General features: G+C 71.1%; 23 protein-coding genes. 5 read left to right on the top strand and 18 right to left on the bottom strand.

The features are described from left to right. Positions 1-74: 74 nt before the first annotated feature. Positions 75-1,061, top strand: a complete 987-nt coding sequence (locus HBK84_RS04255) for a malate dehydrogenase (RefSeq protein WP_167318279.1) — start codon at positions 75-77, stop codon at positions 1,059-1,061. A gap of 37 nt (positions 1,062-1,098) precedes the next feature. Here HBK84_RS04255 and HBK84_RS04250 read toward each other — a convergent pair whose 3' ends face one another. After that, positions 1,099-1,614 (bottom strand): O-acetyl-ADP-ribose deacetylase, encoded by a 516-nt coding sequence (locus HBK84_RS04250; RefSeq protein WP_145002510.1) that lies wholly within the window; start codon positions 1,612-1,614, stop codon positions 1,099-1,101. A gap of 56 nt (positions 1,615-1,670) precedes the next feature. On the opposite strand from HBK84_RS04250, the gene HBK84_RS04245 reads away from it, so the two are divergent. After that, a complete protein-coding gene (locus HBK84_RS04245; RefSeq protein ID WP_167318278.1) occupies positions 1,671-2,390 on the top strand; it encodes a PIG-L deacetylase family protein in 720 nt (239 codons plus the stop codon). Positions 2,391-2,725: 335 nt separating this feature from the next. Here the strand turns inward: HBK84_RS04245 and HBK84_RS04240 are convergent, their stop codons facing one another. The 8 genes from HBK84_RS04240 to HBK84_RS04205 form a co-directional block, all read right to left on the bottom strand. Continuing rightward, on the bottom strand, positions 2,726-2,980 hold the full coding sequence (locus HBK84_RS04240; RefSeq protein WP_167318277.1) for a hypothetical protein: 255 nt from the start codon (positions 2,978-2,980) through the stop codon (positions 2,726-2,728). 9 nt (positions 2,981-2,989) lie between these two features. Continuing rightward, the gene (locus HBK84_RS04235; protein ID WP_167318276.1) at positions 2,990-3,175 is read right to left on the bottom strand and encodes a hypothetical protein; all 186 of its coding nucleotides are present in this window, start codon (positions 3,173-3,175) and stop codon (positions 2,990-2,992) included. Continuing rightward, a complete protein-coding gene (locus HBK84_RS04230; RefSeq protein WP_167318275.1) occupies positions 3,172-3,561 on the bottom strand; it encodes a YchJ family protein in 390 nt (129 codons plus the stop codon). Before HBK84_RS04230 ends, HBK84_RS04235 begins: the two co-directional genes overlap by 4 nt. Before the next feature lie 198 nt (positions 3,562-3,759). Then, a complete protein-coding gene (locus tag HBK84_RS04225; protein ID WP_144997903.1) occupies positions 3,760-4,821 on the bottom strand; it encodes an LLM class flavin-dependent oxidoreductase in 1,062 nt (353 codons plus the stop codon). 192 nt (positions 4,822-5,013) lie between these two features. Further along, positions 5,014-5,886: a uracil-DNA glycosylase gene (locus HBK84_RS04220; RefSeq protein ID WP_167318274.1), complete on the bottom strand. Its 873-nt coding sequence runs from the start codon at positions 5,884-5,886 to the stop codon at positions 5,014-5,016. Positions 5,887-6,065: 179 nt separating this feature from the next. Beyond that, positions 6,066-6,740: an MOSC domain-containing protein gene (locus tag HBK84_RS04215; RefSeq protein ID WP_167318273.1), complete on the bottom strand. Its 675-nt coding sequence runs from the start codon at positions 6,738-6,740 to the stop codon at positions 6,066-6,068. 167 nt (positions 6,741-6,907) lie between these two features. Further along, positions 6,908-7,798 (bottom strand): rhodanese-related sulfurtransferase, encoded by an 891-nt coding sequence (locus HBK84_RS04210; RefSeq protein ID WP_064846040.1) that lies wholly within the window; start codon positions 7,796-7,798, stop codon positions 6,908-6,910. Between the two features lie 535 nt (positions 7,799-8,333). Continuing rightward, positions 8,334-9,050 carry a trimeric intracellular cation channel family protein gene (locus HBK84_RS04205; protein ID WP_064846039.1) on the bottom strand — a complete coding sequence of 239 codons (717 nt, stop codon included), beginning with the start codon at positions 9,048-9,050 and terminating at the stop codon, positions 8,334-8,336. 213 nt (positions 9,051-9,263) lie between these two features. Between HBK84_RS04205 and HBK84_RS04200 the strand changes: the two genes are divergently transcribed. The 3 genes from HBK84_RS04200 to HBK84_RS04190 all read left to right on the top strand — a co-directional run bounded on the left by HBK84_RS04200 (position 9,264) and on the right by HBK84_RS04190 (position 12,840). Then, positions 9,264-10,889 carry an alkaline phosphatase gene (locus tag HBK84_RS04200; RefSeq protein WP_167318272.1) on the top strand — a complete coding sequence of 542 codons (1,626 nt, stop codon included), beginning with the start codon at positions 9,264-9,266 and terminating at the stop codon, positions 10,887-10,889. A gap of 69 nt (positions 10,890-10,958) precedes the next feature. After that, on the top strand, positions 10,959-11,402 hold the full coding sequence (locus HBK84_RS04195) for a GNAT family N-acetyltransferase (protein WP_167318271.1): 444 nt from the start codon (positions 10,959-10,961) through the stop codon (positions 11,400-11,402). Beyond that, positions 11,395-12,840: a carboxylesterase family protein gene (locus tag HBK84_RS04190; RefSeq protein ID WP_167318270.1), complete on the top strand. Its 1,446-nt coding sequence runs from the start codon at positions 11,395-11,397 to the stop codon at positions 12,838-12,840. The genes HBK84_RS04195 and HBK84_RS04190 overlap by 8 nt, the downstream gene beginning before the upstream one ends. A gap of 23 nt (positions 12,841-12,863) precedes the next feature. Here HBK84_RS04190 and HBK84_RS04185 read toward each other — a convergent pair whose 3' ends face one another. The 9 genes from HBK84_RS04185 to selA all read right to left on the bottom strand — a co-directional run bounded on the left by HBK84_RS04185 (position 12,864) and on the right by selA (position 20,509). Then, positions 12,864-13,064 (bottom strand): helix-turn-helix transcriptional regulator, encoded by a 201-nt coding sequence (locus tag HBK84_RS04185; protein WP_064846036.1) that lies wholly within the window; start codon positions 13,062-13,064, stop codon positions 12,864-12,866. Beyond that, positions 13,064-13,498 (bottom strand): hypothetical protein, encoded by a 435-nt coding sequence (locus tag HBK84_RS04180; RefSeq protein ID WP_145002537.1) that lies wholly within the window; start codon positions 13,496-13,498, stop codon positions 13,064-13,066. The genes HBK84_RS04185 and HBK84_RS04180 overlap by 1 nt, the downstream gene beginning before the upstream one ends. An 83-nt stretch (positions 13,499-13,581) precedes the next feature. After that, the gene (locus tag HBK84_RS04175; RefSeq protein ID WP_145002540.1) at positions 13,582-14,199 is read right to left on the bottom strand and encodes a mismatch-specific DNA-glycosylase; all 618 of its coding nucleotides are present in this window, start codon (positions 14,197-14,199) and stop codon (positions 13,582-13,584) included. 245 nt (positions 14,200-14,444) lie between these two features. Beyond that, positions 14,445-15,353, bottom strand: a complete 909-nt coding sequence (locus HBK84_RS04170) for a DMT family transporter (RefSeq protein ID WP_145002542.1) — start codon at positions 15,351-15,353, stop codon at positions 14,445-14,447. A 35-nt stretch (positions 15,354-15,388) separates the two neighbouring features. Further along, positions 15,389-15,649, bottom strand: a complete 261-nt coding sequence (locus HBK84_RS12630; protein ID WP_206069192.1) for a hypothetical protein — start codon at positions 15,647-15,649, stop codon at positions 15,389-15,391. 354 nt (positions 15,650-16,003) lie between these two features. Beyond that, positions 16,004-16,825 (bottom strand): alpha/beta fold hydrolase, encoded by an 822-nt coding sequence (locus HBK84_RS04160; RefSeq protein ID WP_145002544.1) that lies wholly within the window; start codon positions 16,823-16,825, stop codon positions 16,004-16,006. Between the two features lie 112 nt (positions 16,826-16,937). Further along, the gene (locus HBK84_RS12825) at positions 16,938-17,138 is read right to left on the bottom strand and encodes a DUF3072 domain-containing protein (protein ID WP_231885531.1); all 201 of its coding nucleotides are present in this window, start codon (positions 17,136-17,138) and stop codon (positions 16,938-16,940) included. Positions 17,139-17,414: 276 nt separating this feature from the next. Continuing rightward, positions 17,415-19,202 carry a selenocysteine-specific translation elongation factor gene (gene selB / locus HBK84_RS04150; RefSeq protein WP_167318269.1) on the bottom strand — a complete coding sequence of 596 codons (1,788 nt, stop codon included), beginning with the start codon at positions 19,200-19,202 and terminating at the stop codon, positions 17,415-17,417. After that, a complete protein-coding gene (selA, locus tag HBK84_RS04145; RefSeq protein ID WP_167318268.1) occupies positions 19,202-20,509 on the bottom strand; it encodes an L-seryl-tRNA(Sec) selenium transferase in 1,308 nt (435 codons plus the stop codon). The genes selB and selA overlap by 1 nt, the downstream gene beginning before the upstream one ends. Positions 20,510-20,519 lie beyond the last annotated feature (10 nt).

Raw genomic sequence — 20,519 nt, 5'->3', positions numbered from 1 at the left:
GTCACACGGGTACCCCGCATCAGAGTCGCGTGACCGCCGGGCACCCCGGAGCGCGCAGCCCAGGAGGAATCACCGTGAATACCACTCCCGTCACCGTGGCCGTGACCGGCGCCGCCGGCCAGATCGGATATAGCCTGCTGTTCCGGATCGCTCACGGGGACCTGCTCGGCCCCGAACGCCCCGTCCGGCTGAGGCTTCTGGAGATCCCGCAGGCCCTGCCCGCCCTCGAGGGAACCGTCATGGAACTGCAGGACTGCGCGTTCCCGCTGCTCGCGGACGTGGAGATCGACTCCGACGCCCGCACGGTGTTCGACGGCGCTCAGCTCGCCTTGCTCGTGGGTGCCCGCCCGCGGGCCAAGGGGATGGAACGCAGCGACCTGCTTGAGGCCAACGGTGCGATCTTCACGGAACAGGGCCGAGCCCTCAACGACGTGGCCCACGACGACGTGCGCGTGGTCGTGACCGGCAACCCGGCCAACACCAACGCGCTGATCGCCCAGCGCAACGCCCCGGACATACCCGAGTCCCGGTTCAGCGCCCTGACCCGGTTGGACCACAACCGGGCCGCGGCCATGCTCGCCGCTGAGACCAAAACCTCGGTCGCGAAGGTCAAGAACCTCAGCGTGTGGGGCAACCACTCCGCCACGCAGTACCCGGATCTGGACCACGCCATTGTGGCCGGGCGGCCCGCCCTGGACCTGGTGTCCCGCAAATGGGTCACGGACACGTTCATCCCCACGGTGTCCCAGCGGGGTGCGGCGGTGCTGCAGGCCCGCGGTGCGTCCTCCGCCGCATCCGCGGCGAGCGCGACGCTCGATCACGCCCGCGACCTCATGCTCGGTAACCGCCACGGGGACTGGACGTCCATGGCCGTGGTCTCCGACGGTTCCTACGGTGTCCCGGCCGGCCTGGTCAGCTCGTTCCCGGTCACCACGTCCGGGGGCGACTGGTCCGTGGTGCAGGGCCTGGAAATCTCCGAGTTCTCGCGTTCACGCATCGACGCGTCCGTGGCGGAACTCGAGTCCGAGCGCGACGCCGTGCAGCAACTGGGCTTGATCTGAGCCCGGCCCTGACCCGCACCGCCGTGTGTGGGGCGGGTCAGGAGTTCTCGGCCAGGGCGTCGCGGAACGCTTGCTCGGCGGCGTCGGAGAAGGGGACGAAGACGACGGTGTCCACGGAGGTGTCCGCGGCGAGGACCGTGCGCACGGCGATCCGGGCGGCGTCGTCCATGGGCCAGCCGTAGATCCCGGCGGAGACCGCGGGGAAGGCCACGGACACGGCGCCGATCTCGTCCGCCACGCGCAGCGACTCGCGGTAGCACGAGGCCAGGACGTCACTGCGATCGGTCTTCTTCGCGAACACCGGGCCCACCGTGTGGATGACCCACGTGGCGGGCAGGTCATACCCCTTGGTCGCCACGGCCCCGCCCGCGGGCAGCCCGTCCGGGAGGGTCGTCTCCCGCAACTGCTTGCACTCGGCGAGCAGCTGTTTCCCGGCGGCGCGGTGGATCGCCCCGTCGACACCGCCTCCGCCCAGGAGCTTGGAGTTGGCCGCGTTGACGATCGCGTCCGCGTGGACTTTCGTGATGTCACCCTTGCGAATCTCGATGTTCATACGGCCACACTAGTCCCGCCCTGTCACCGAACCCCATGGGCCCCTAGGCTGGGAGCATGGCCGATCTCGAACTGTTCGACGATTCAGGGGTCCACACCGTCCTGTGCGTGGTGGCCCACCCGGACGACATGGAGTACGGGGGTTCGGCCGCCGTCGCCCGCTGGACCCGGCGCGGCGCGACGGTGAGCTACCTATTGTTGACCGCCGGGGAGGCGGGGATCCGGGACCGCGATCCGAGCGACGTCGGCCCGTTGCGGCGGGGCGAACAGGAAGCGGCGTGCCGGGCCGTGGGGGTCACCGATCTGCGGGTCCTGGACCTGCCGGACGGGACCCTCCAATACGGACTGGACCTGCGGCGCAGGATCGCGCGGGTGATCCGCGAGGTCCGCCCGGACACCATGGTCACGATCGACTGGTCCGTGGAGGCCGGGTGGGGTCTCAACCAGGCCGACCACCGCGTGGCCGGGATGGCCGCGCTCGACGCTCTGCGGGACGCCGATAATCCGTGGGTGTTCCGGGAGCTGCTCGAGGACGAGGGGCTCGAGGCGTGGGGCGCCGAACGGTTGCTCGTCACGGGCGCGCAACCCGATCATGCGATCGAACTGTCCGAGGAGGACATCACCGCGGCGGTCGAGTCGCTGCGCTGCCACAAGCAGTACCTCGCCGCGCTGGACGGGCACCCGGATCCGCACGAGATGATCACGGGCATGACCGAAGGCGCCGGGCGCGCCGCGGGTGTGGACCACGCTCTCGGGGTGCGGGTTTTCCCGCTCTGACGTCCTCGGAGTTGTCCGCGGAGACATCACCAGGAGCGACGGCGCTCGTGCCCCCGCAAGGACGTTGGCACTGGCGCCGTTCGCCTCCCCCACCGAGTACATCCCCAGGGGGAACACGATGGACCACGGGGACGCGTCGTAGCTTAGGGGGACCCGTTTCACCGTGTGCCGCCACACCCCTAGGGCCGCGAGCACGGGGATGAGCCACGTGGCGAAACACCACAGCACCACGGCCATGCCGGCCACGAGCCCGCGGGTCGCATCCACCATGGGCGCGCTGTCCGTTTCCACGATCAGAGCGCCGGCCACGACCCAGATGAACCACGACCCGTTGGTCAGGGCCAGCACGGGCCGCCCGCCCGGCCGAGCACCGCGAACCACGGCACCAGGTACCCCAGCAACAGCCACCTCACGCCGCACGCCGCGAGCAACAGCGCCGCGGGAACGGTCTCCCCCAGCGCGATGAGACACACCGCGACCACGTTGGTCCCGGCCACCCCGGTGAAGAACCCGAAGGCCCGGGCGGGGACGTGCAGGTCCTCGAGAACCCGCTGCGGATAGACGACCACGCGCCACGCGGTGAGGACCACGAGCATCGCCTAGACCGCGAGTGCGAACCCCATGACCACGGTGGCGGGTCCGTGGAATCCCAGGTGGTACGCCCCCACGGAGACGATGCCGGAGGCCACGACCACCGCAAAGCACGACCGCGGCAGGCTCGCCACATTGCTCTTCAGCGCACCCAGTGCCCGTCCGGTGATCCCTGCCGTGGCTGTGCCACTCACGCGTCCTCGACCGGGGCCGTATAGAACCACCGGCCTGCGCGCCTGGCGAACCGTGAGTTCTCGCGCAGCACGCCCGGACCGTCGGGACCGCGGTAGTTGGCCTCGAACTCGACGGTGCCGGCGGCGTCGTCCTCCCCGCCGGCCTCGGTGCGCACGATCGTAAGCCCGGTCCACTCGACCCGGGGATCGCTCGCGGTGTCCGCGGGACGGTTCGCGGGGTGCCACGTGCGGAACAGGTGGTCGTCGTCGCCCGTGGCGAACGCGGTGTAGCGCGAACGCATGAGGGCCTCCGCGGTCACGGGCCACCGCTCGTGACGCACCGCGGGGCCGCAGCACTGTTCGAACGGGGTACCGGCGGGCAGCCCACCGCAGGGACAAACACTCATGCGCGGGAGTTTACCCCCGCGCTGCCCCCCACCCCTCGGGGTGCGACGTCGCCCTACCCGGCGCGTGCACGTGGCCTTCGCCGGTCGGGCCGCATGACAGCCGGGCGGTACGTCAGCGGGCGGCACGGGGGCCGCGGGTCCGACGATCGTCGTCGGGCACATCCCGCGGCCCGCCCCGTGCGGCCATGGCTCCGGCGGTCAGCGACCCGCGACCGAGTACCCCTGGACCGGGCCCTCCGTATTGGGTTTCCACCCGAGGGCGGGTGCCACGTGCTTGGCGAAGTTCTCGAGGATGCGCAGGTTCAGCTCGGGGCCCAGCTGGCTCGGGATAGTGAGCATGAGGGTGTCGGCGGACATGACGGCGTCGTCGGCGCGCAGCTGCTCGATGAGGACGTCCGGCGAATCGGCGTAGGTGCGCCCGAACGTGGAGGTGAACCCGTCGATCACGCCCACCTGGTCGCGGGACTCGCGCGCGCCCATGTAGGAGAAGATCTCGTCCTCGGGGCCCACGATCGGGAACACGCTGCGGCTCACGGACGTGCGCGGCGTACGCGTGTGGCCCGCCTTCGCGAAGGCCTCGCGGTAGCGGCGCAACTGATCGGCCTGTTGCGCGGCGAACGTACCCTCGTTGGCCTCCGTGAGCAGTGTGGAACTCATGAGGTTCACGCCCTGCTCGCCCGCCCACTCGGCGGTCCGGCCCGAACCGGCACCCCACCACACGCGTTCCGCGAGACCCGGTGATTGCGGTTCGATGGCGAGCCGTGCTCCCGCGCCGTACTGGGCGGGATCCGCGTAGGTCATGGGCTCACCCTTGATGGCCCGCAGGAACGTGTCGAAGTGCTCCCGGGCGATGTCCGCACCGCGCGGATCCGTGGAACCCAGGTAGCCGAACGCCTCCCACCCGCGCAGCGCGGGCTCAGGTGAACCGCGGCTCACGCCGAGGGCCACGCGGCCGTCCGCGATGAGGTCCAACTGGGCCGCTTCCTCCGCGAGGTAGAGCGGGTTCTCATAGCGCATGTCGATCACGCCGGTGCCCACCTCGATGTGGCGGGTACGGGCCGCAATGGCGCTCAACAGGGGCATGGGGGACGCGGACTGGCGTGCGAAGTGATGCACGCGGAAGTACGCGCCGTTGACGCCCAGCGCGTCCGCGCCCTCGGCGATCTCGATCGCGTCCTTGAGGGCCTGACGAGCATCCGGGTCCGCGCGTCCACGCCCGGAACCGTAATGACCGAAACTCAGGAATCCGAAAGCCTTCATGACCGGTGCAACTGCGACCCCGCCCCTTTTATTTCCCGTGCAACTTCTTCCGCGATGAGCACGACGCCGCTCGGTGTCGATCGCACGCCGGCGTCCGGGCATCCCGTGTCCGCGGGGGTGATTTTCAAGCGGTCCGTGCGCGCGCGGCGTCGTCGCACCCCGGAATCGGCCCCGCGGGGGCAGTTCCCGGGGTCAGGCCTCGCCAGACTCCTCCTCCCCTGAGGCGGGGGCCGCGGCGAGGGCCATGACGTCGTCGAGCATCTCACGCGTGAGCAGGCCCGTGAACGTGTTGCGCTGGCTCACGTGGTAGCACCCCACGAGTCGCACCGTGCGGCCTTCCGGCGTGCGCAACCGGGCGACGGCGCCGTGGCCGAACTTGGGGCGCGGTCGGGGCACGTCCCAACCCATGCGCGCCGCGGCGGCCAGGGTCGTCTGCCACGCGATGCCCCCGAGCGCGAGCATGCTCTCGAGATGCGGGAGCAGCGCGATCTCCCGCTCGAACCAACCTCTGCACGCCGCCTTCTCGTCCGGTGCGGGCTTGTTGGCGGGCGGCGCGCAGCGCACCGGGGCGATCATCCGCACGCCGCGCAGGGTCTGCCCGTCCCCCGCGGTGCTCACGGTCTCGTTCGCCGCGAACCCTGCGCGGTACAGCGCCGCGTAGATCCAGTCCCCGGCGCGATCCCCCGTGAACATCCGCCCCGTCCGATTGCCCCCGTTCGCCGCGGGCGCGAGACCCACGATCACGAGCCGCGCCATGGGGTCCCCGTAGGACGGCACCGGGCGCCCCCAGTACGGTTCCCCCGCGAACGACGCCCGCTTGTGCTCGGCCACGTCCTCCCGCCATTCGACGAGCCGCTCGCACGTGCGACACACGCTGCACAGGGCATTGAGCTGTTCGACGTCGCTCGCCCCCGCCGCGAGCTCACGCACCCGGGCGGCGTCGTGGGCCACGGGTGTGTCCGCTCGCGCGGGGTCCTCCGGCCACCCGGTCCCGGGCGGCACCGGGGACGGGAAGAGCCGCCCGGTGAGCGGGTGGGGCAGGAGCGTCTGGGGGTTCTCGGCCATGCGGGTGCCTGTCTCAAGGGGGCGAGTGGGTGTGGAAGGGTGTGGAAATGCGGTGACGTGCGGTGCGGAGCGGCGGGCCGCCCGAGCCGGGCCGCGCCGGTCGCGAGCGCCGTCGTCCCCGCCCCGAGCGGAACAGGTAGGGAATGACCGAGGCGAGCACGCGACGTCGGGCCCGCGGCTCAGAGCAGGGTGTTCTCCCCGAGCCGGCGCAGGATCTGCCGGCGCCAGCGCTGTGGGAACTCCGGGGCGCGGGTCAGCGCACGGTAGGCGCCCGGGTCCGCCATGCCGGCGTTCATGATGCGCACGACATCGCTCACGGACACCGCGCCCGACGGCCGGCTCGTGAACTCGAACGTGTCCCCCGCGGCCACGTGACCTTCGCGCAGGACCCGCAGGTAGAACCCCGTGCGGCCGGTGTCTTCCATGTCCCGGGGCAGCTGGGCGTCCTGCCACCTGCGGGACACCGTGGCGCACGGCGTGCGGGGCTGGGTCACCTGGACCACCGCGGTGCCCACCCGGTACACGTCCCCCAGGTGGACCTGATCCTCCGTGGCGCCGCGCAACGTGAGGTTCTCGGAGAACGCACCGGGGCCCAGATCGCGGCCCTCGCGGCGCCACGCGTCGTAGTTCTCATGGGGATAGCAGCACACGGCCTTCTCGGGACCGCCGTGCACCGGGATGTCCCCTTGCTCGTCGCCGATGAATCCCGTGGCGCTCAGGAACACCCGGTCCGTGCGGGCCTCCTTGTCCGCGGCGGTGTCGAAGGCCTTGCCGCCCCAGCGCTGCCGCCGCACCGCGCCGGTGTGCAGTGCGACCACCGCGGCATCCGTGACCGTCAGTTGTGGATTCTCCATGGGTCCTCCTGATCCCGGGGACTGCTCACCGGATGGGGTATGGGCGCCGCTCGCGCGGTCCGGCCGGTCCGCCTGCCTGTCAGTTGCTTCACGACCCGCGGCGTCTCGCGCTGCCGCGTGCTGCTTCGTGCACCGCGCGTGGCTCGTTGCTCGGGGTTCGTTGTGATTCATGCGTGCGCCGGGACACAGTCCGGACAGTACACCCGGGCCCCGGAGGCCGTGCAGTCCTCGCAGCACAGGAACAGCTGCCGGCACGTGGGTTCCGCGCAGTTCACGAACGTGGGTGTCGCCGTGCCGCATTCTTCGCAGCGGCCCAGCGAGCGCGCATCAGGGGAGAATTCCATGTGCATACGCTTGTCGAAGACGTAGAGGGAGCCGTCCCACAGTCCGTGGTCCCCGTACTGTTCGCCGTAGCGCACGATCCCGCCGTCCAGCTGGTACACGTCCCGGAATCCCCGGTTCTTCAGCAGCACGCTCAACACCTCGCAGCGCACTCCCCCGGTGCAGTAGGTCACCACGTGCTTGTCCTTGAGGTGGTCGTACTTCCCGGAGTCGAGTTCGCGGATGAAGTCCCGCGTGGTGCCCGTGTCGGGGACGACGGCGTCCCGGAACCTCCCAATCCGCGCCTCCAGCTCGTTGCGACCATCGAAGAACACCACGTTTTCCCCGCCCCGGTCCACGAGCTGGTGCAGTTCGCGGGGTGTCAGGTGGGTGCCACCGCCCTGGACCCCGTGCTCCGTGACCGTGATGACGTCCGGGGCGTGGAAGGACACGAGCTCGGGGCGCACCTTGACGCTCAACCGGGGGAAGTCGTCCCCGCGGCCGTCCGACCACTTGACGTCCGCATCCTTGAACGGGACATACTCCCGCAGCCCGCGGACGTACCGTTTCACGTCCTGGATGTCCCCTCCCACCGTGGCGTTGATCCCCTGTGCGGAGACGATGATCCGCCCCGTCACATTGCTGCTCCGCGCCAGGTTCAGCTGCCACAACCGCACCGCCTCCGGATCCGGCAGGGGTGTGAAGACGTAGAACAGCACGATCTTGGGGAGGGACATGACTCCAGCGTAGATCCCCGCTCCGACCGAACATCTATGCCCCGAAAAAGCCGTTCCCGGCCGATCCCGCGGTCGTTCCGGGGCATGTGTGTTGTGCAGTGGGATTGCCGCGGGGGTGTAAGGCGGGGGATGTGGGGCGGGGTGCGGGTGCGCGTGGCCCTCGCTGGATTGGATACAGCCGTGGGGGGCCTCACCTGCCACCGACCCAGCGGTGTGGGGCTCACAGGTCCCGTGCTCCGCGCGGTGGACGCCTGACTTGATGAGCTGCCAATGACCCATCGGCGCCGAACCTCCGGCACATCGTTCTAGGGAGCACCATGTCCACCGCGTCCGTTTCCGCCGGCGCCCCCAGCGCTCATCGTGATCTTCTCCCTGCTGGCGGGTCGCAACGCGTCCACGTCATGGACCAACAAGGCGCCCGCGAAGGACGTCTCCCCCGCCGACTGACCATTCCCCGCGTACCGGGACGCAGCGGCGTTGTCCGCCGTTCGGGTGAGCCCCGGGTTCGGACCTGTCGGCGCGGTCCGCGCCGGAGTCACACCCGACGACGCCGCCGCACCCCTCCCCGCTCGCGACGCACGTGTCTGCCCGTGGCGGGTCTGCGGCGTAACCGTGCCAGCGCACCGGGGCCGAGGTTCGCGGGGCCGGGCAGGCGCCACCCGAAACGGCGCGCGGCGACGCTGACCACGGCGCTGAGGACGATGGCTCCGGCCATACCGGCGGTCTCGTGACCCAGGCCCGCGAGCAGTGCCATGAGGCCGCTCGAGAGCAGGGCGCTCGTGGCGTAGAGGGTGTTCCCGCCGAAGATGGCGGGCAACCGGCCCACGGCGATGTCCCGGATCATCCCCCCGCCCACGGCGGTGACGACCCCCAGCAGGATGGCCGGTGGCCATGCGAGCCCGGCACCCAGGGCCTTGACGGTGCCCGTGGCGGCCCAGCACCCCACCGAGAGACAGTCGGCCACGAACAGGGCGCGCATCGTCCAGCGGTGACCGAAGACCATGAGGTAGGCGATCACCGCGCCGGCGAGCGCGGAGGTGAGGTAGGCGGGGTTGGTCAGCGCCACCGGGAAGCCCTGTTGCAGCAGCGTGTCCCGCAGCATGCCGCCGCCCAGTCCGGAGACGATGGCGAGCACCGTGAATCCCACGAGGTCCATGCGCAATTGGCGGGCCACGACGCCGCCCAGGATCCCGTTGGTCAGCACGCCCAGCAGATCCACGGCGCTGAAGACGGATGCCGCCTCGATGCTCACTGCGTGTTCTCCCGTCGACCCGTTGCGTGAACGGGGACCAGCATAGGGGCCGATCGGCGCACCGGGCGGCAACCGGCACGTCGATCGGTTCCGCGGGTGGGAACCCCGGCTGCCCGTGGTGCACCCCGTGGGGGTATCGGTGCACGTCAGAGCGGATCCGAAGATTCACCCGGGAGCAATCCACGGGTCACCCACGGCGCCGATCATGAGGTCATGACTCTTCAGAACGGCCCCTTGAACCGTCGTCAGCTCATGAGCGGGGCCGCCCTGGCCGCCGTCGTGACCGCCGTCCCCTCCGCCGCGCTCGCCCATGACAAGCCCTCCCGCGGGCCGGGGCTCGTGGTCGAGCGCCTCACCCTCCCGAGCGGGGTGGCCAGTGGCGACGTCACCTCCGACTCCGCCGTGCTGTGGGCACGATCCTCCGGCGCGGGGCGCTTGCACGCCGTCCTGCGGGCCACCGCGGCGGACGGCACCGTCCTGCGCGGGCGCCACGCCACCAAGCTGCACCTCGTGAGCGGGTGGGCCCACCCCGGGACCGACCACACGGCCAAGATCCTGGCCCGGAAGCTTCCCGCCGGAACCCGCTTCGACGTGACGTACCGTTTCGAGGACGACTCCGGACGCATGGGTGAGCGACTCACGGGGTCGTTCACGACCGCCCCGGAGCGTACGAACCGCCGCGGTCAGTGCGCTTCCCAGTCCTTCGTATGGACCGCTGACACCGCCGGTCAGGGCTACGGCATCAACCCGGAGATCGGAGGCATGCGCGGTTATGCGGCAATGCATGCCACGCGGCCCGATTTCTTCCTGCACTCCGGGGACACGATTTACGCGGACAACCCTCTGGAGCCCACGCGCCAGGTACCGGGTGAACCGCTGTGGCGCAATGAGGTCACGGAGGAGGTCTCCAAGGTCGCCGAGACGCTTGCCGAGTTCCGGGGCCGCCACCGCTACAACATGATGGACACCAACCTGCGGGCCATGTACGCGGAGGTCCCCGTGATCGCGCAGTGGGACGACCACGAGACCACCAACAACTGGTGGCCCGGTGAGGTCCTGGACGACCCGCGGTACACGCAGGTCCGGGACGTGGACACCCTGGCCGCCCGCGGTCGGCAGGCGTGGCAGGAGTACATGCCCATCGCCGACTCCCGCGCACTGCGCCGCGGCACCGGTTTCGAGCCCGCGCGCATCCACCGCAAGATCGCCCGGGGCCCTCATCTGGACGTCTTCGCCCTGGACATGCGCACGTTCAAGAGCGAGAACACCAATGGGCTGGAGTCGCACGAGACGGAGATCCTGGGCGAGGAACAGACCCGGTGGTTGATCCACGAGCTGTGCCGGTCCCGGGCCACGTGGAAGGTCATCGGCAACGACCTCCCCCTGGGTCTGGTGGTCCCGGACGGGAAGGGACAGGAATCCATCTCCAACGCGAACCACGGTGCACCACTGGGCCGTGAGCTGCAGCTGGCCCGCGTGCTCAAGGCGATCAAGGACCACCGGATCAAGAACGTGGTGTTCCTCACCGGGGACGTGCACTACTGCGCGGCCCACCACTACTCTCCGGAGCGGGCGGCGTTCAAGGACTTCACGCCGTTCTGGGAGTTCGTGGCCGGGCCCATCAACGCCGGTTCCTTCGGCCCCAACGAACTGGACCGCACGTTCGGCCCCCGCGTGGACTTCCAACAGGCCGGTCCACCCATGGGCTCCCCGCGCTCGGGCGAGCACCAGTACTTCGGACACGTGAACGTCGCGGGGGACGGCAGCGCGTTCACGGTGCGCCTCATCAACGCCAACGGCACCACGGTCTACACCCGCACGCTCACCCCGCAGCGGTGACCGCGCGGCGCCAGCGGACACCCCGCTGGCGTGGTGTTCCGTGGTCCACGGATGCGCCAGGATAGGAGCATGAACGACACCCTGCCCGGTTACACCGTCCTGGACGGCCCGCCCACGATCCCGGACTACCTGACGCTGCACCGTGAGGCGGGGATGAGCCGCAAGACCGAGGAACAGGCCGCGGCCGGGATCGGCGGCGCGTGGGCGGCGATCCACGCGATCCACGACGAGTCCGGTGACACCGTGGGCATGGGCCGGGTGATCGGGGACGGCGGGTGGTACTTCCACGTCATCGACATGGCGGTGTTGCCGCCGCATCAGGGCAGGGGCATCGGCTCCGCGGTCCTGCGCGCGCTGCTGGATCACATCCACCGCGACGCACCGCCGGGCGCGTACGTGTCCCTCATGGCGGATGAGCCCGGGCGTCCGCTGTACGAGCGGCACGGGTTCGCGGACCCCGCGCCGCGGACCATCGGGATGAGCCTGTCCATGGATCGCGGCGCGCATGACTGAGCGTCCCCCTGCTCCGGCAAATCCGGGGTCCGCCCCACAGGACGACGACGCCGCCGTCCCGGGTCACGCCGTGTCAGGTCGCTCCGCCCCGCCCCCGTCCGACGCACCCACCGCACCCCGGTGGGACGCACCGTGCGGGCGGATCATCGGATGGCGGGACGGGCCGGTGGACCGGGCCACCGGGATCCGGTACGCGAACGCGGGGCGTTTCGAGCGACCGCGGCCGGTCGCGGCGTCGTCGGTGGAGATCCACGCGACCGAGCCGGCGCCCGCGTGCCCGCAACCGCCCATGCCGTTCCTGGACGACGTCGTGGGCAGCAACATCGGAGAGCTACCCCAGGACGAGGACTGCTTGCGCGTCTCCGTGACCGTGCCTGCGAACACGCCGCCGGACGCCGGGCTGCCCGTGATGGTGTGGATCCACGGCGGGTCGTACGCATCCGGCGCGGGGGACGCGCCGTTCTACGACCCGCGCGTGCTTGTGAGCGAACAGCGCGTGATCGTGGTGAACGTGACGTACCGGCTGGGGCTGCTCGGTTTCCTGGGCGACGGCGCGGACATCCCCGCCAACCTGGGGTTGCTGGACATGATCACTGCCCTGCGCTGGACGCGCGAGAACATCGCCGCATTCGGCGGCGACTCCGCCAACGTCACGGCGTTCGGTCAGTCCGCGGGTGGGGACGCGGTCGCGCACCTCATGATCGCCGACGGCGCTCGGGGCCTGTTCCGCCGTGCCGTCATCCAGAGCGCGCCGTTCGGCCTATTGGCCGGGCGCGCCACGATGAGCGAGCTCATGGCGGCGACCGCGAGTGCACTCGCCCGGGACGCGTCGCTGGACGACATCCGCGCGATGCAACAGCGCGTGGCCAAGGCCGCCACGCGGTTCGGACTCAAGGGCCAGATGCCGTTCGGACTGCAGTACGGCCACGACCCGCTGCCGCCGGAATCCGACCTGGACCGGCACTGGCGCGAGGCCGCCCCACACGTGGAGGTCCTCGTGGGCAACACGACCCGCGAAGCCGCGCTGTTCACCGCGCGCATCCCCCCGCTACTCCGGCGGATGAACCACCCCCGCAAGTCCCGCGGCGTGGAGCGGATCCTGATCAGCCCGTTCACCCAGCGGCTCTACGGCCGGGGTGCCCGCCGGTTCGCGCAACGCCATGTCCGCTCGGGTGGCACGGGCGCACGCTACGAGTTCTCGTGGGGTGTGGGGCGCAGCCCGATCGCCGCGGCGCACATCTCCGAGCTGCCCCTGCTCTTCCCTGGCCCGGCATGGGAGCGCACCCCCATGGTCGAGGGACACACGTGGGCGGACGTTCTCGCTGACGGCGCTCGCTTGCGTCGCGTGTGGGCGGACTTCGCGCGGGGCGAGCCCGTCACGAGTGATTCCCGCGCCGGGCTGCGGGTGTTCCCGCCGGATAGGGGTCGTGCCGCCTGAACCGGGTGGCTCGGGAACACGGGTCACTCGACGGCGTCGGGCGTGAACAGGTCCTCGATCCGACATTCGAACACGGCGGCGAGCCGGAACGCCAACGGGAGGCTGGGGTCGAACCGGCCGCGCTCGATCGAGATCACGGTCTGGCGGGAGACGCCCAGCAATTGTGCGAGGTGGGCCTGCGACCACGACCGGTCTCCCCTCCGCTCCGCGATCCGGTTGTCCACTAGGCCCCTCGCCTGTTGAGTACCGCGTAGCGGATGGCGGCATCAGCCATGACGAACACGAGCAACAGCACCAGGAGGGTCGATCCCGCGATCTCGAATTGCGTGAGGGCCAGGACGACGCAGCCCAGCCCGGCCACCACCAGGAAGTCGTGGAAGGCGCCTGAGGCCGCCTTCTCGTACCACTGGCCCTCCACGTTGTCCTCCGCGTGGGGATCGGACTTCACCGTGTATCGGGAGACGAACTCGAACCAGGACAGGGCGAATATGGGCCCGGCGGTGCACACCGCGAAGATGACGAACGCCATGAGCCGGTTCTCGTCGGAGAACCATGCGGCCACGCCACCCAGTGCCGCCGCGGCGAGCGCACCGGTGATGAGCATGGTGACATAGGCGGACGGGGGCGCCTTCATCCGGCGCTCTGTTCGAGTGGTCATGATTGCGATCCCTTCACCCGATTGGAGCGGGGATACCGTTCCGAATGTCGATGGCTACAGTCAAGCGTGCTTGACACTCGATGTCAAGGGTGTTTGACATCCCGAGGTTCAACGCTTCGAGGGGTGTCCTCCGAGTCGACGGCGATGCCCGCGGCGCGGGCGATGTCACCGTAGATCCGCGCGAGGTCGTCCAGGGAGCTGTGGGCGTTGAGACCGCTGGGGTTGGGTGCCACGAACAGTTCGGTGCCCGGCCACGGTGAATCCTGCCGACCCGTGACGGCCTTGGGGCGGTCAAAGGCCGCGCGGTACGCGGTGATGCCGAGCACCGCAACCACGGCGGGATGCTCCGCGCGGACCAGTCGGTCCAGCCGCTGTGCCCCCTCGTGGAACTCCTCCGCGGTGAGCTCATCCGCCCGCGCAGTGGCCCGGGGACACACGTTGCTGATCCCGATCCCCCGGTCGGTCAGTTGCGCCAGCTCCTCCGGGACGTAGCCGTCGGCGGCGTTGATCAGGGTCGGGGTGATCCCCGCGCGGTGCAGCGCCGGGTAGAACCGGTTACCCGGCCGGGCGAAGTGCGCACCGGTCGCGGCGGTCCACAGCCCCGGGTTGATTCCCACGAACAACAGCCGCAACGGCTGGGGCAGCAGATCCGGGACAGTGCGATCCCGGTAGGAGTCGAGTTCGGCGCGTGAGAATCCCATGGTGGATCATGCTAGGCCGCAGCACCGACGGCCCGGATGGATGCCGGAGCACAGCTGGCGCACTCGGAGCAGAACGTCCCTCCGTCGAGTCGGGGGGCGCGGCTTGACCACGCCTCCAGCGAAGCCGACAGCGCGGCGGGAACATGCTCCTTCGACGACGCGGAGCAGGCAGCGCTGCGGGAACCCACCCCGCCGACGACGCAGCCCGGAACGGCGGGAGCGGGCCGGGTCGGAACCAGTGCGCGTCACGTCCCCGGCGGCGTCGGCCCCGTGGATGGCAGACGCCCCGTGCACACGGCCGCCGCACCGGCGAGGATCACCAGGCCCATCCCGATGATCTCCGCAGGGCCCAGCACCTGCCCCAGGATCACCCAGCCCACCAGAGCGGCGACGGCCGGTGCCAGGCTCACCAGGATCGAGAACGTCTCGGCGGCCAACCGACGCAGTGCCGCGAGTTCGAGGGCGTAGGGCAGCGCCGAGGACAGCAGCGCCACCGCGAGCCCCACGAGCAACACGTGCGGCTCGAGCAGCGCCGCTCCACCGCTCGCGATCCCGAAGGGCGCCGCGAGCACCGCGCCCATCACCATGGCCCATGCGAGCCCCTGGGTCCCCGGGAAACTGCGCCCCGCCTGCCGGGACATCAGGATGTACACGGCCCACATCGCGGCCGCAGCCATGGCGAAGAACACACCCGCGAGGTCGGGGACCCCTGAGCCCGGGCCCACACCGCTCAGCAGCACGACGCCCGCGAGCGCCAGGGCGGCCCACAGCACCCCGCTCCACTTCCGGGACAGCACCACGGACAGCGCGAGCGGTCCGAGCAGTTCGATGGTCACCGCGATCCCGAGCGGCAATCGCGCAATGGCCTGGTAGATCAGCAGGTTCATCCCACCGAGGGCCACCCCGAAGGCGAGCACGACCCCGATCGTGTGCCGCGTGAGCCCCGCCGGGGAAGGTCGTACGACGGCGCACAGCACCACCGCGGCAATGACCAGTCGCAGGAACACGGCACCCGTGGCGCCCACGTGGTCGAACAGGCTCACGGCGATCGCCGCGCCCGTCTGCGTGACGAACGCCGCGGCGACCACGAGCAGCACGCCCTGCGCGGACGAACCACCGCTCTCCCGGGCCGTCGGTGAGGTCGTGGGATTCACGGCGTCCACGCTACGCGGTACCGCGCGGTACCGGGTCAGCTCGCGACGACGCCGCTGCGCTCGCGTCCCGCGCGGGTGTCGAGTGCCCGGGTGCCCCGGTTGCGACCCCGGACCAGGGCCATGATCCAGATCACCAAGGTCACGGCCGCGAGGACGAACGCCGCGGTTCCCACCACCTGGGACGCGGGTCCACTGGAGGTGCGGGCCACCCCGATCCACACGAGCGCCCACACCACGGCCGCGGCCACGGTGAAACGCGGACCCAGGAGCCGGGCGGAGACGGCGGTGAGGAGCACGCAGCCATGCGGCGTTGAGCACTATGGACACCCCGGCGAGCCAGCCGATCCGGCGCTCCCGCGCGTTCGTTGCGACGCTCCACAGCCATTGCCGCACGGTGTAGGGGAACAGGCCCACGTAGATCACGGACCAGATGGAGAACGCGGTGCCCGCGGGAGCGATCAGAGTTGCGTCCGTGTCCAGGGCTCCGCGGGCGGTGTTCGCCACGGAGGTCCCGATCACTCCGACGCCCACGAGTGTCCCGACGATGCAGAACACCCCGCTCAAGGTCACGAAGACACAGCGGCCGAGGTCGGAGTGCATCCGGGGTGCTCTTTTGGTCGTGGAGTTTCAACCCTACGGACCGCGCGGGATCAGCGGTCGGTGAGCAGGAACGTGCGCAGCGCGGAGATGACCTCGTCCGGGCGGTCCGCGTGCACCCAGTGGCTCGCACCGCGCACCGTGGTCCGCACCGTGCGCGGGAAGAGCGCGCGCATCGCGGGGACGTCGCTGTCCTGGACGTAGTCGGAACGCTCCCCCGCGATCCACAGCACGGGCCCCATGAAGGTGCGCCCTGCGACGTCGTCCGCGGGCCAGTCCCCGATGGCGCCGAGCTCGGCATGGAGCAGGCCCAGGTTGGGCTGCCACCCGAAGCCGCCGTCCCGGTGGCGCAGGTTCTGGAGGAGGAAACCGCGCACGTGGTCCTCGGGGATCTCGGGGCGCAGCGCGGCGTCCGCCTGGGAGCGGTGGCTGACGTCGCTCAGGTCCAGGCGCTGCAGGGCGCCCAGCAGGTGCTCGAAGTCGCCCCGCCCGGCACCGGACTCCTGCGCACCCACCGGGGAGATGTCCACGACCACGAGCCGGCGCACGAGTTCCGGGTGACGCAGGGCCAGGATCATGGCGACCTTGCCGCCCATCGAGTGGCCCACGACGTCCACGGGACCGTCCGCGGCGAAGGACTCACGCAGCTCGGCGGCCACGGTATCCGCCATGGCTGCGTAGCCGAAGCTCTCGGTCCAGGCGGACTCACCGTGGTTGGGCAGGTCCACGAGCAGACTACAAAACTCCGGCCGCAATCCCTTGGCGATATTCGTGAAGTTCTTGCCCCGCCCGAACAGTCCGTGCAGGAACACGACGCGATGCTCGCCGTCTCCCACGAGCGTGGTCTTCACGAGGGGTTTCTGGTCCTGGGGCACGGGCCCAATCTACTGTGCGCGCCCACCGCGGCCCAAAGCGGACACCGCCCCGCACGCGGCGTGGATGCCGGGTACGGGGCGGTGGATCCGGGACGTCCCGGATGAGGACGGATCAGTTCTGCGAGCCCTTGAGCCGTTCGATGTGCTGGGACGCCTCCGCCTTGGTGAGATCCGCGGGCAGTTCCTCCCCGGCCTGCTTGGCGAGGGTGTCCAGGTAGGACTTCTGGGACGCGGTCATGGGCTCATCGCCGCTGACCCAGGTCGAGGGGTCCTTCTCGAGGGACGAGTCCTGAGCGTCACCGGTCGCACCGATGGTCTCGCCCTGGGGCGCGCCATTGGTCTCTCCCTGCGGAACGCCGTTGGCGGCCTGGTCGGGCAGGGCACCGTCCGGGGTGCCGTTCTCGAGCGGGGGCTGTCCGCCCTGGGGGTCCTGTGCGGGGGTTTCGGTCATGACTGCTCCTTCGCTGGGTCTCGCGCCGGATCACCGGATGTCGTGGTGTCGACGCTAGCCCCCGCTCCGCCTCCCCGCGAGCATGTTTCGCTCACGGCGCGCAAGGTCCCACCGCTCGTACCGATCCGCAGCGGGTGGTCACCGCACGATGCTGCGGTTGCTCCCGTCCTCGCGCCGCGTCCAGCCCTTGGCGTCCAGGTGTTCGAGCAGCGGTACGGCCACCCGGCGCGTGGTGCCCCACGCCTGCCGCGCCTGGCTCGTGGTGAAGGGCTGGGGCAGCCGCGCGAGCTCGCGCATCGCGAGCGCGGGCGCGGTGGGCAACAGGACGACGTCGCCGGGTAACCGCAGCACCCGACCGAGCCGCTGCGCCGCCGCCAATTCTCGCGGGCCGAGGCGCAACTCCTGCAGTTCGTACGCCTCCGGTGCCGCGAACGGATCCGCACGCAAGCGCTTCTCGAGCGCGGTGATCGCGGCCTCCGCGGCACCGAGTCCGCCGCCGCGACCGGGGACCGTGATGTATCCGTCCTGCTCCGTGAGCTGCGCCCGGGCCACGAGCATGTCCAGGAGCCGTCCGCCGGGTTCGCCGAGCGCTGTGCGGGCCGCGCCTCGGGTCAGTCCCGGGGCCAGGGGGTCGCGCTCGTGCGCGGCCTCGACCGCCGCTCGCAACTGCGTGGCCCACTCCGTGAGCCGGGGCACGTGGATCCACCATCCGTCCGCTACGACGACGTCGCCGGAGGGCGTCTCGTCCGCCGCGAACCCCAGCAGCCGCAACCGCTCGGTGCTCACCGCCCCGTACTTGACGGTTTCCGCCACGGGGTCGCCGTGGTCGGCGATGCCCCCGAGCCGAGCGGTCTCCCGGGCGGCCGCACCGCGCCGGTCCAAGGTGGGCGGGTCGACGTCGAGCACACGTGCACCCCCGACCGCGACCTGCGCCCCGGGACTGCGCAGCACGAGCCGGTCCCCCGGCACGAGGGTCATCTCGTGGTCCAGCTGCAATCGGGCGTGATCGGCATCGAGCGGTCGCAACCGAGCGCCCACGCCGGCGGTTCCCGCGTGCACCACGATCTCGGCGGGCAGTTCGTCGAACGGAGCACCCCGCTCACGGCGGACCTCGATGACGCCCGCGCTCGGCCACGCGTCCGGGGTCACGAGCACGTCCCCACGGTGGATCGCGTCCTTGCTCGTGCCCCGCAGGTTCACGGCCACGCGGTGGGTGGGTCCGATCCGCGCCACGGAATCATTCTGACTCTGGATCGAGCGCACGGCGACCTCTTGCTTTCCCGTTCGACCGCGCAGGGTCAACCGGTCACCCGTGTGCAGGGTCCCGGCGGTCAGGGTCCCGGTGATCACGGTCCCGGCACCGGAAATCGTGAAGGCCCGGTCGATCCACAACCGGATCCTGGCGTCCGGGTCCGGGCCGGGCACGCGGGAGAGCACCGCGTCCAGCGTGTCCCGGAACTCGTCGAGTCCGGTTCCCTCCCGCGCCGAGACGGCCACGGCGGGAGCGTCCGCGAGACCCGTGTGGGCGAGCTCCGCGCGCGCCCGCGCCACGACGTCGGCCACCCGCTCCGGAGCCCGATCCGCCTTAGTCACCACGATCATCCCGTACTCGATCCCGAGAGCAGCGACCGCATCCCGGTGGTCGCGGGACTGGGCCTGCCAGCCCTCGTCCGCGGCCACCACGAAGCACACCACCGGAGCCGGGCCCACACCGGCAAGCATGTTGCCCAGGAACCGCTCGTGCCCGGGGACGTCCACGAACGCCACATGCCTCCCCGAGGGCAGCTCGGTCCACGCGAACCCGAGGTCGATCGTGAGCCCGCGTCGCTTCTCCTCGTCCCACCGGTCCGGTTCGATCCCCGTGAGTGCTCGGACCAGGGTGGACTTGCCGTGGTCCACGTGACCGGCCGTGGCCACGACATACATCAGCCCACCTCCGCGAGCGCCGCGCGCACGGCGGCGAGCAGGTCGGCGTCCCGCTCCTCGGGGACGCAGCGGGGGTCCACGAGGCACGCGCCGTCGTGCACGCGCGGCAGCACGGCTGGCGTGCCGAGACGCAACGGGCGCGCGGCGGCCTCCGGGAGCCGCACGGCCCAGCCGGGCAGCGGGACACCGGGGGCACCACCCCCACCCACGCGACCATCGTGCTCCACGACGTCGGCCCCCACCGCGGCGGCCAGGGCCTCCGCGCGCTCACGCACGCGCTGCGGGTCCGCGTGCAGGGCGCTCGCGACGGGGGTGGGACCGCCCCGCAGGGTGGCCTCGAGGGCGGCGAGGGTCAGTTTGTCCGCGCGCACGGCCCGGGCCAGCGGGAAGCGCGCAAGGCGGCGGATCGTCTCGGTGCGCCCGAGCAACAGACCCGCCTGGGGCCCGCCGAGCAGCTTGTCCCCGCTCGCGATCACGGCGTCCGCGCCGGCCTCGAGCGCTTCCGACAGACTCGGCTCGTGGGGCAGCGCGGGATCCGGCGTGAGCAGGCCGCTACCCACGTCCACCACGAGCGGCACCCCGTGCTCCTCCGCGAGCGCCCGCAGCTCCCCGAGCGGCACCGAGGACGTGAAGCCGTCCACCCGGAAGTTGCTGGGGTGGACCTTGAGGATGCACCCGGTCTCCGGACCCATGGCGTCCCGGTAGTCGGCGTGGTGCGTGCGGTTGGTGGTCCCCACCTCGCGCAGCCGCGCACCCGTGGATTCCATGAGGTCGGACAAGCGGAACCCGGCACCGATCTCCACGAATTCGCCCCGGCTGATCAGGACCTCGCGCCCAGCGGCCAGCGCGGTCGTGGCGAGGACCAACGCCGCGGCACCGTTGTTGACGATCAGCACATCCTCGGCGGCGGGGCACGCGTCGAGCAGTGCCTGCCGCGCGGCGACACCCCGGCCGGAGCGCTGCCCGGTGGTCAGGTCCAGTTCCACGTCCACGTAGCCGGAGGCGTCCTGCAGGGCCTGGCGGGCGGCATCGGAGAGCGGAGCGCGGCCCAGGTTGGTGTGCACGACCACGCCCGTGGCGTTGAGCACCGGGGTCAATGAAGACGCGCCGCGCACCGAGAGCTCGGTGACGACGGCGCTCGCGACGTCCTCGGGTGCGATCTCCCCCGCGCGTGCCCGGGCCTGCGCGGCCGTGATCGCGGCCCGCACCGCCGCGGCCCCCAGCCCGGCTCCCGCGGACCCGATCCGAGGATCCGCGAGCAACCGGTCGGTGCGGGGGATGCGGCTGCGGGGATCCGCTGCACTCACGGCAACTCCT

This window comes from Kocuria sp. KD4, assembly GCF_011769905.1.
In the GTDB taxonomy this organism is placed as follows: domain Bacteria; phylum Actinomycetota; class Actinomycetes; order Actinomycetales; family Micrococcaceae; genus Kocuria; species Kocuria marina.
This window is presented reverse-complemented; position numbering and strand designations above follow the sequence as displayed.

Coding starts and splice junctions, on each gene's coding strand:
- HBK84_RS04215 (WP_167318273.1), bottom strand. CDS start 6,740: ATGGAGAATCCACAACTGACGGTCACGGATGCCGCGGTGGTCGCACTG.
- HBK84_RS04220 (WP_167318274.1), bottom strand. CDS start 5,886: ATGGCCGAGAACCCCCAGACGCTCCTGCCCCACCCGCTCACCGGGCGG.
- HBK84_RS04230 (WP_167318275.1), bottom strand. CDS start 3,561: ATGAGTGTTTGTCCCTGCGGTGGGCTGCCCGCCGGTACCCCGTTCGAA.
- HBK84_RS04190 (WP_167318270.1), top strand. CDS start 11,395: ATGACTGAGCGTCCCCCTGCTCCGGCAAATCCGGGGTCCGCCCCACAG.
- HBK84_RS04175 (WP_145002540.1), bottom strand. CDS start 14,199: ATGGGATTCTCACGCGCCGAACTCGACTCCTACCGGGATCGCACTGTC.
- HBK84_RS04180 (WP_145002537.1), bottom strand. CDS start 13,498: ATGACCACTCGAACAGAGCGCCGGATGAAGGCGCCCCCGTCCGCCTAT.
- HBK84_RS04225 (WP_144997903.1), bottom strand. CDS start 4,821: ATGAAGGCTTTCGGATTCCTGAGTTTCGGTCATTACGGTTCCGGGCGT.
- HBK84_RS04195 (WP_167318271.1), top strand. CDS start 10,959: ATGAACGACACCCTGCCCGGTTACACCGTCCTGGACGGCCCGCCCACG.
- HBK84_RS04245 (WP_167318278.1), top strand. CDS start 1,671: ATGGCCGATCTCGAACTGTTCGACGATTCAGGGGTCCACACCGTCCTG.
- HBK84_RS04210 (WP_064846040.1), bottom strand. CDS start 7,798: ATGTCCCTCCCCAAGATCGTGCTGTTCTACGTCTTCACACCCCTGCCG.
- selB (WP_167318269.1), bottom strand. CDS start 19,202: ATGTATGTCGTGGCCACGGCCGGTCACGTGGACCACGGCAAGTCCACC.
- HBK84_RS04200 (WP_167318272.1), top strand. CDS start 9,264: ATGACTCTTCAGAACGGCCCCTTGAACCGTCGTCAGCTCATGAGCGGG.
- HBK84_RS04250 (WP_145002510.1), bottom strand. CDS start 1,614: ATGAACATCGAGATTCGCAAGGGTGACATCACGAAAGTCCACGCGGAC.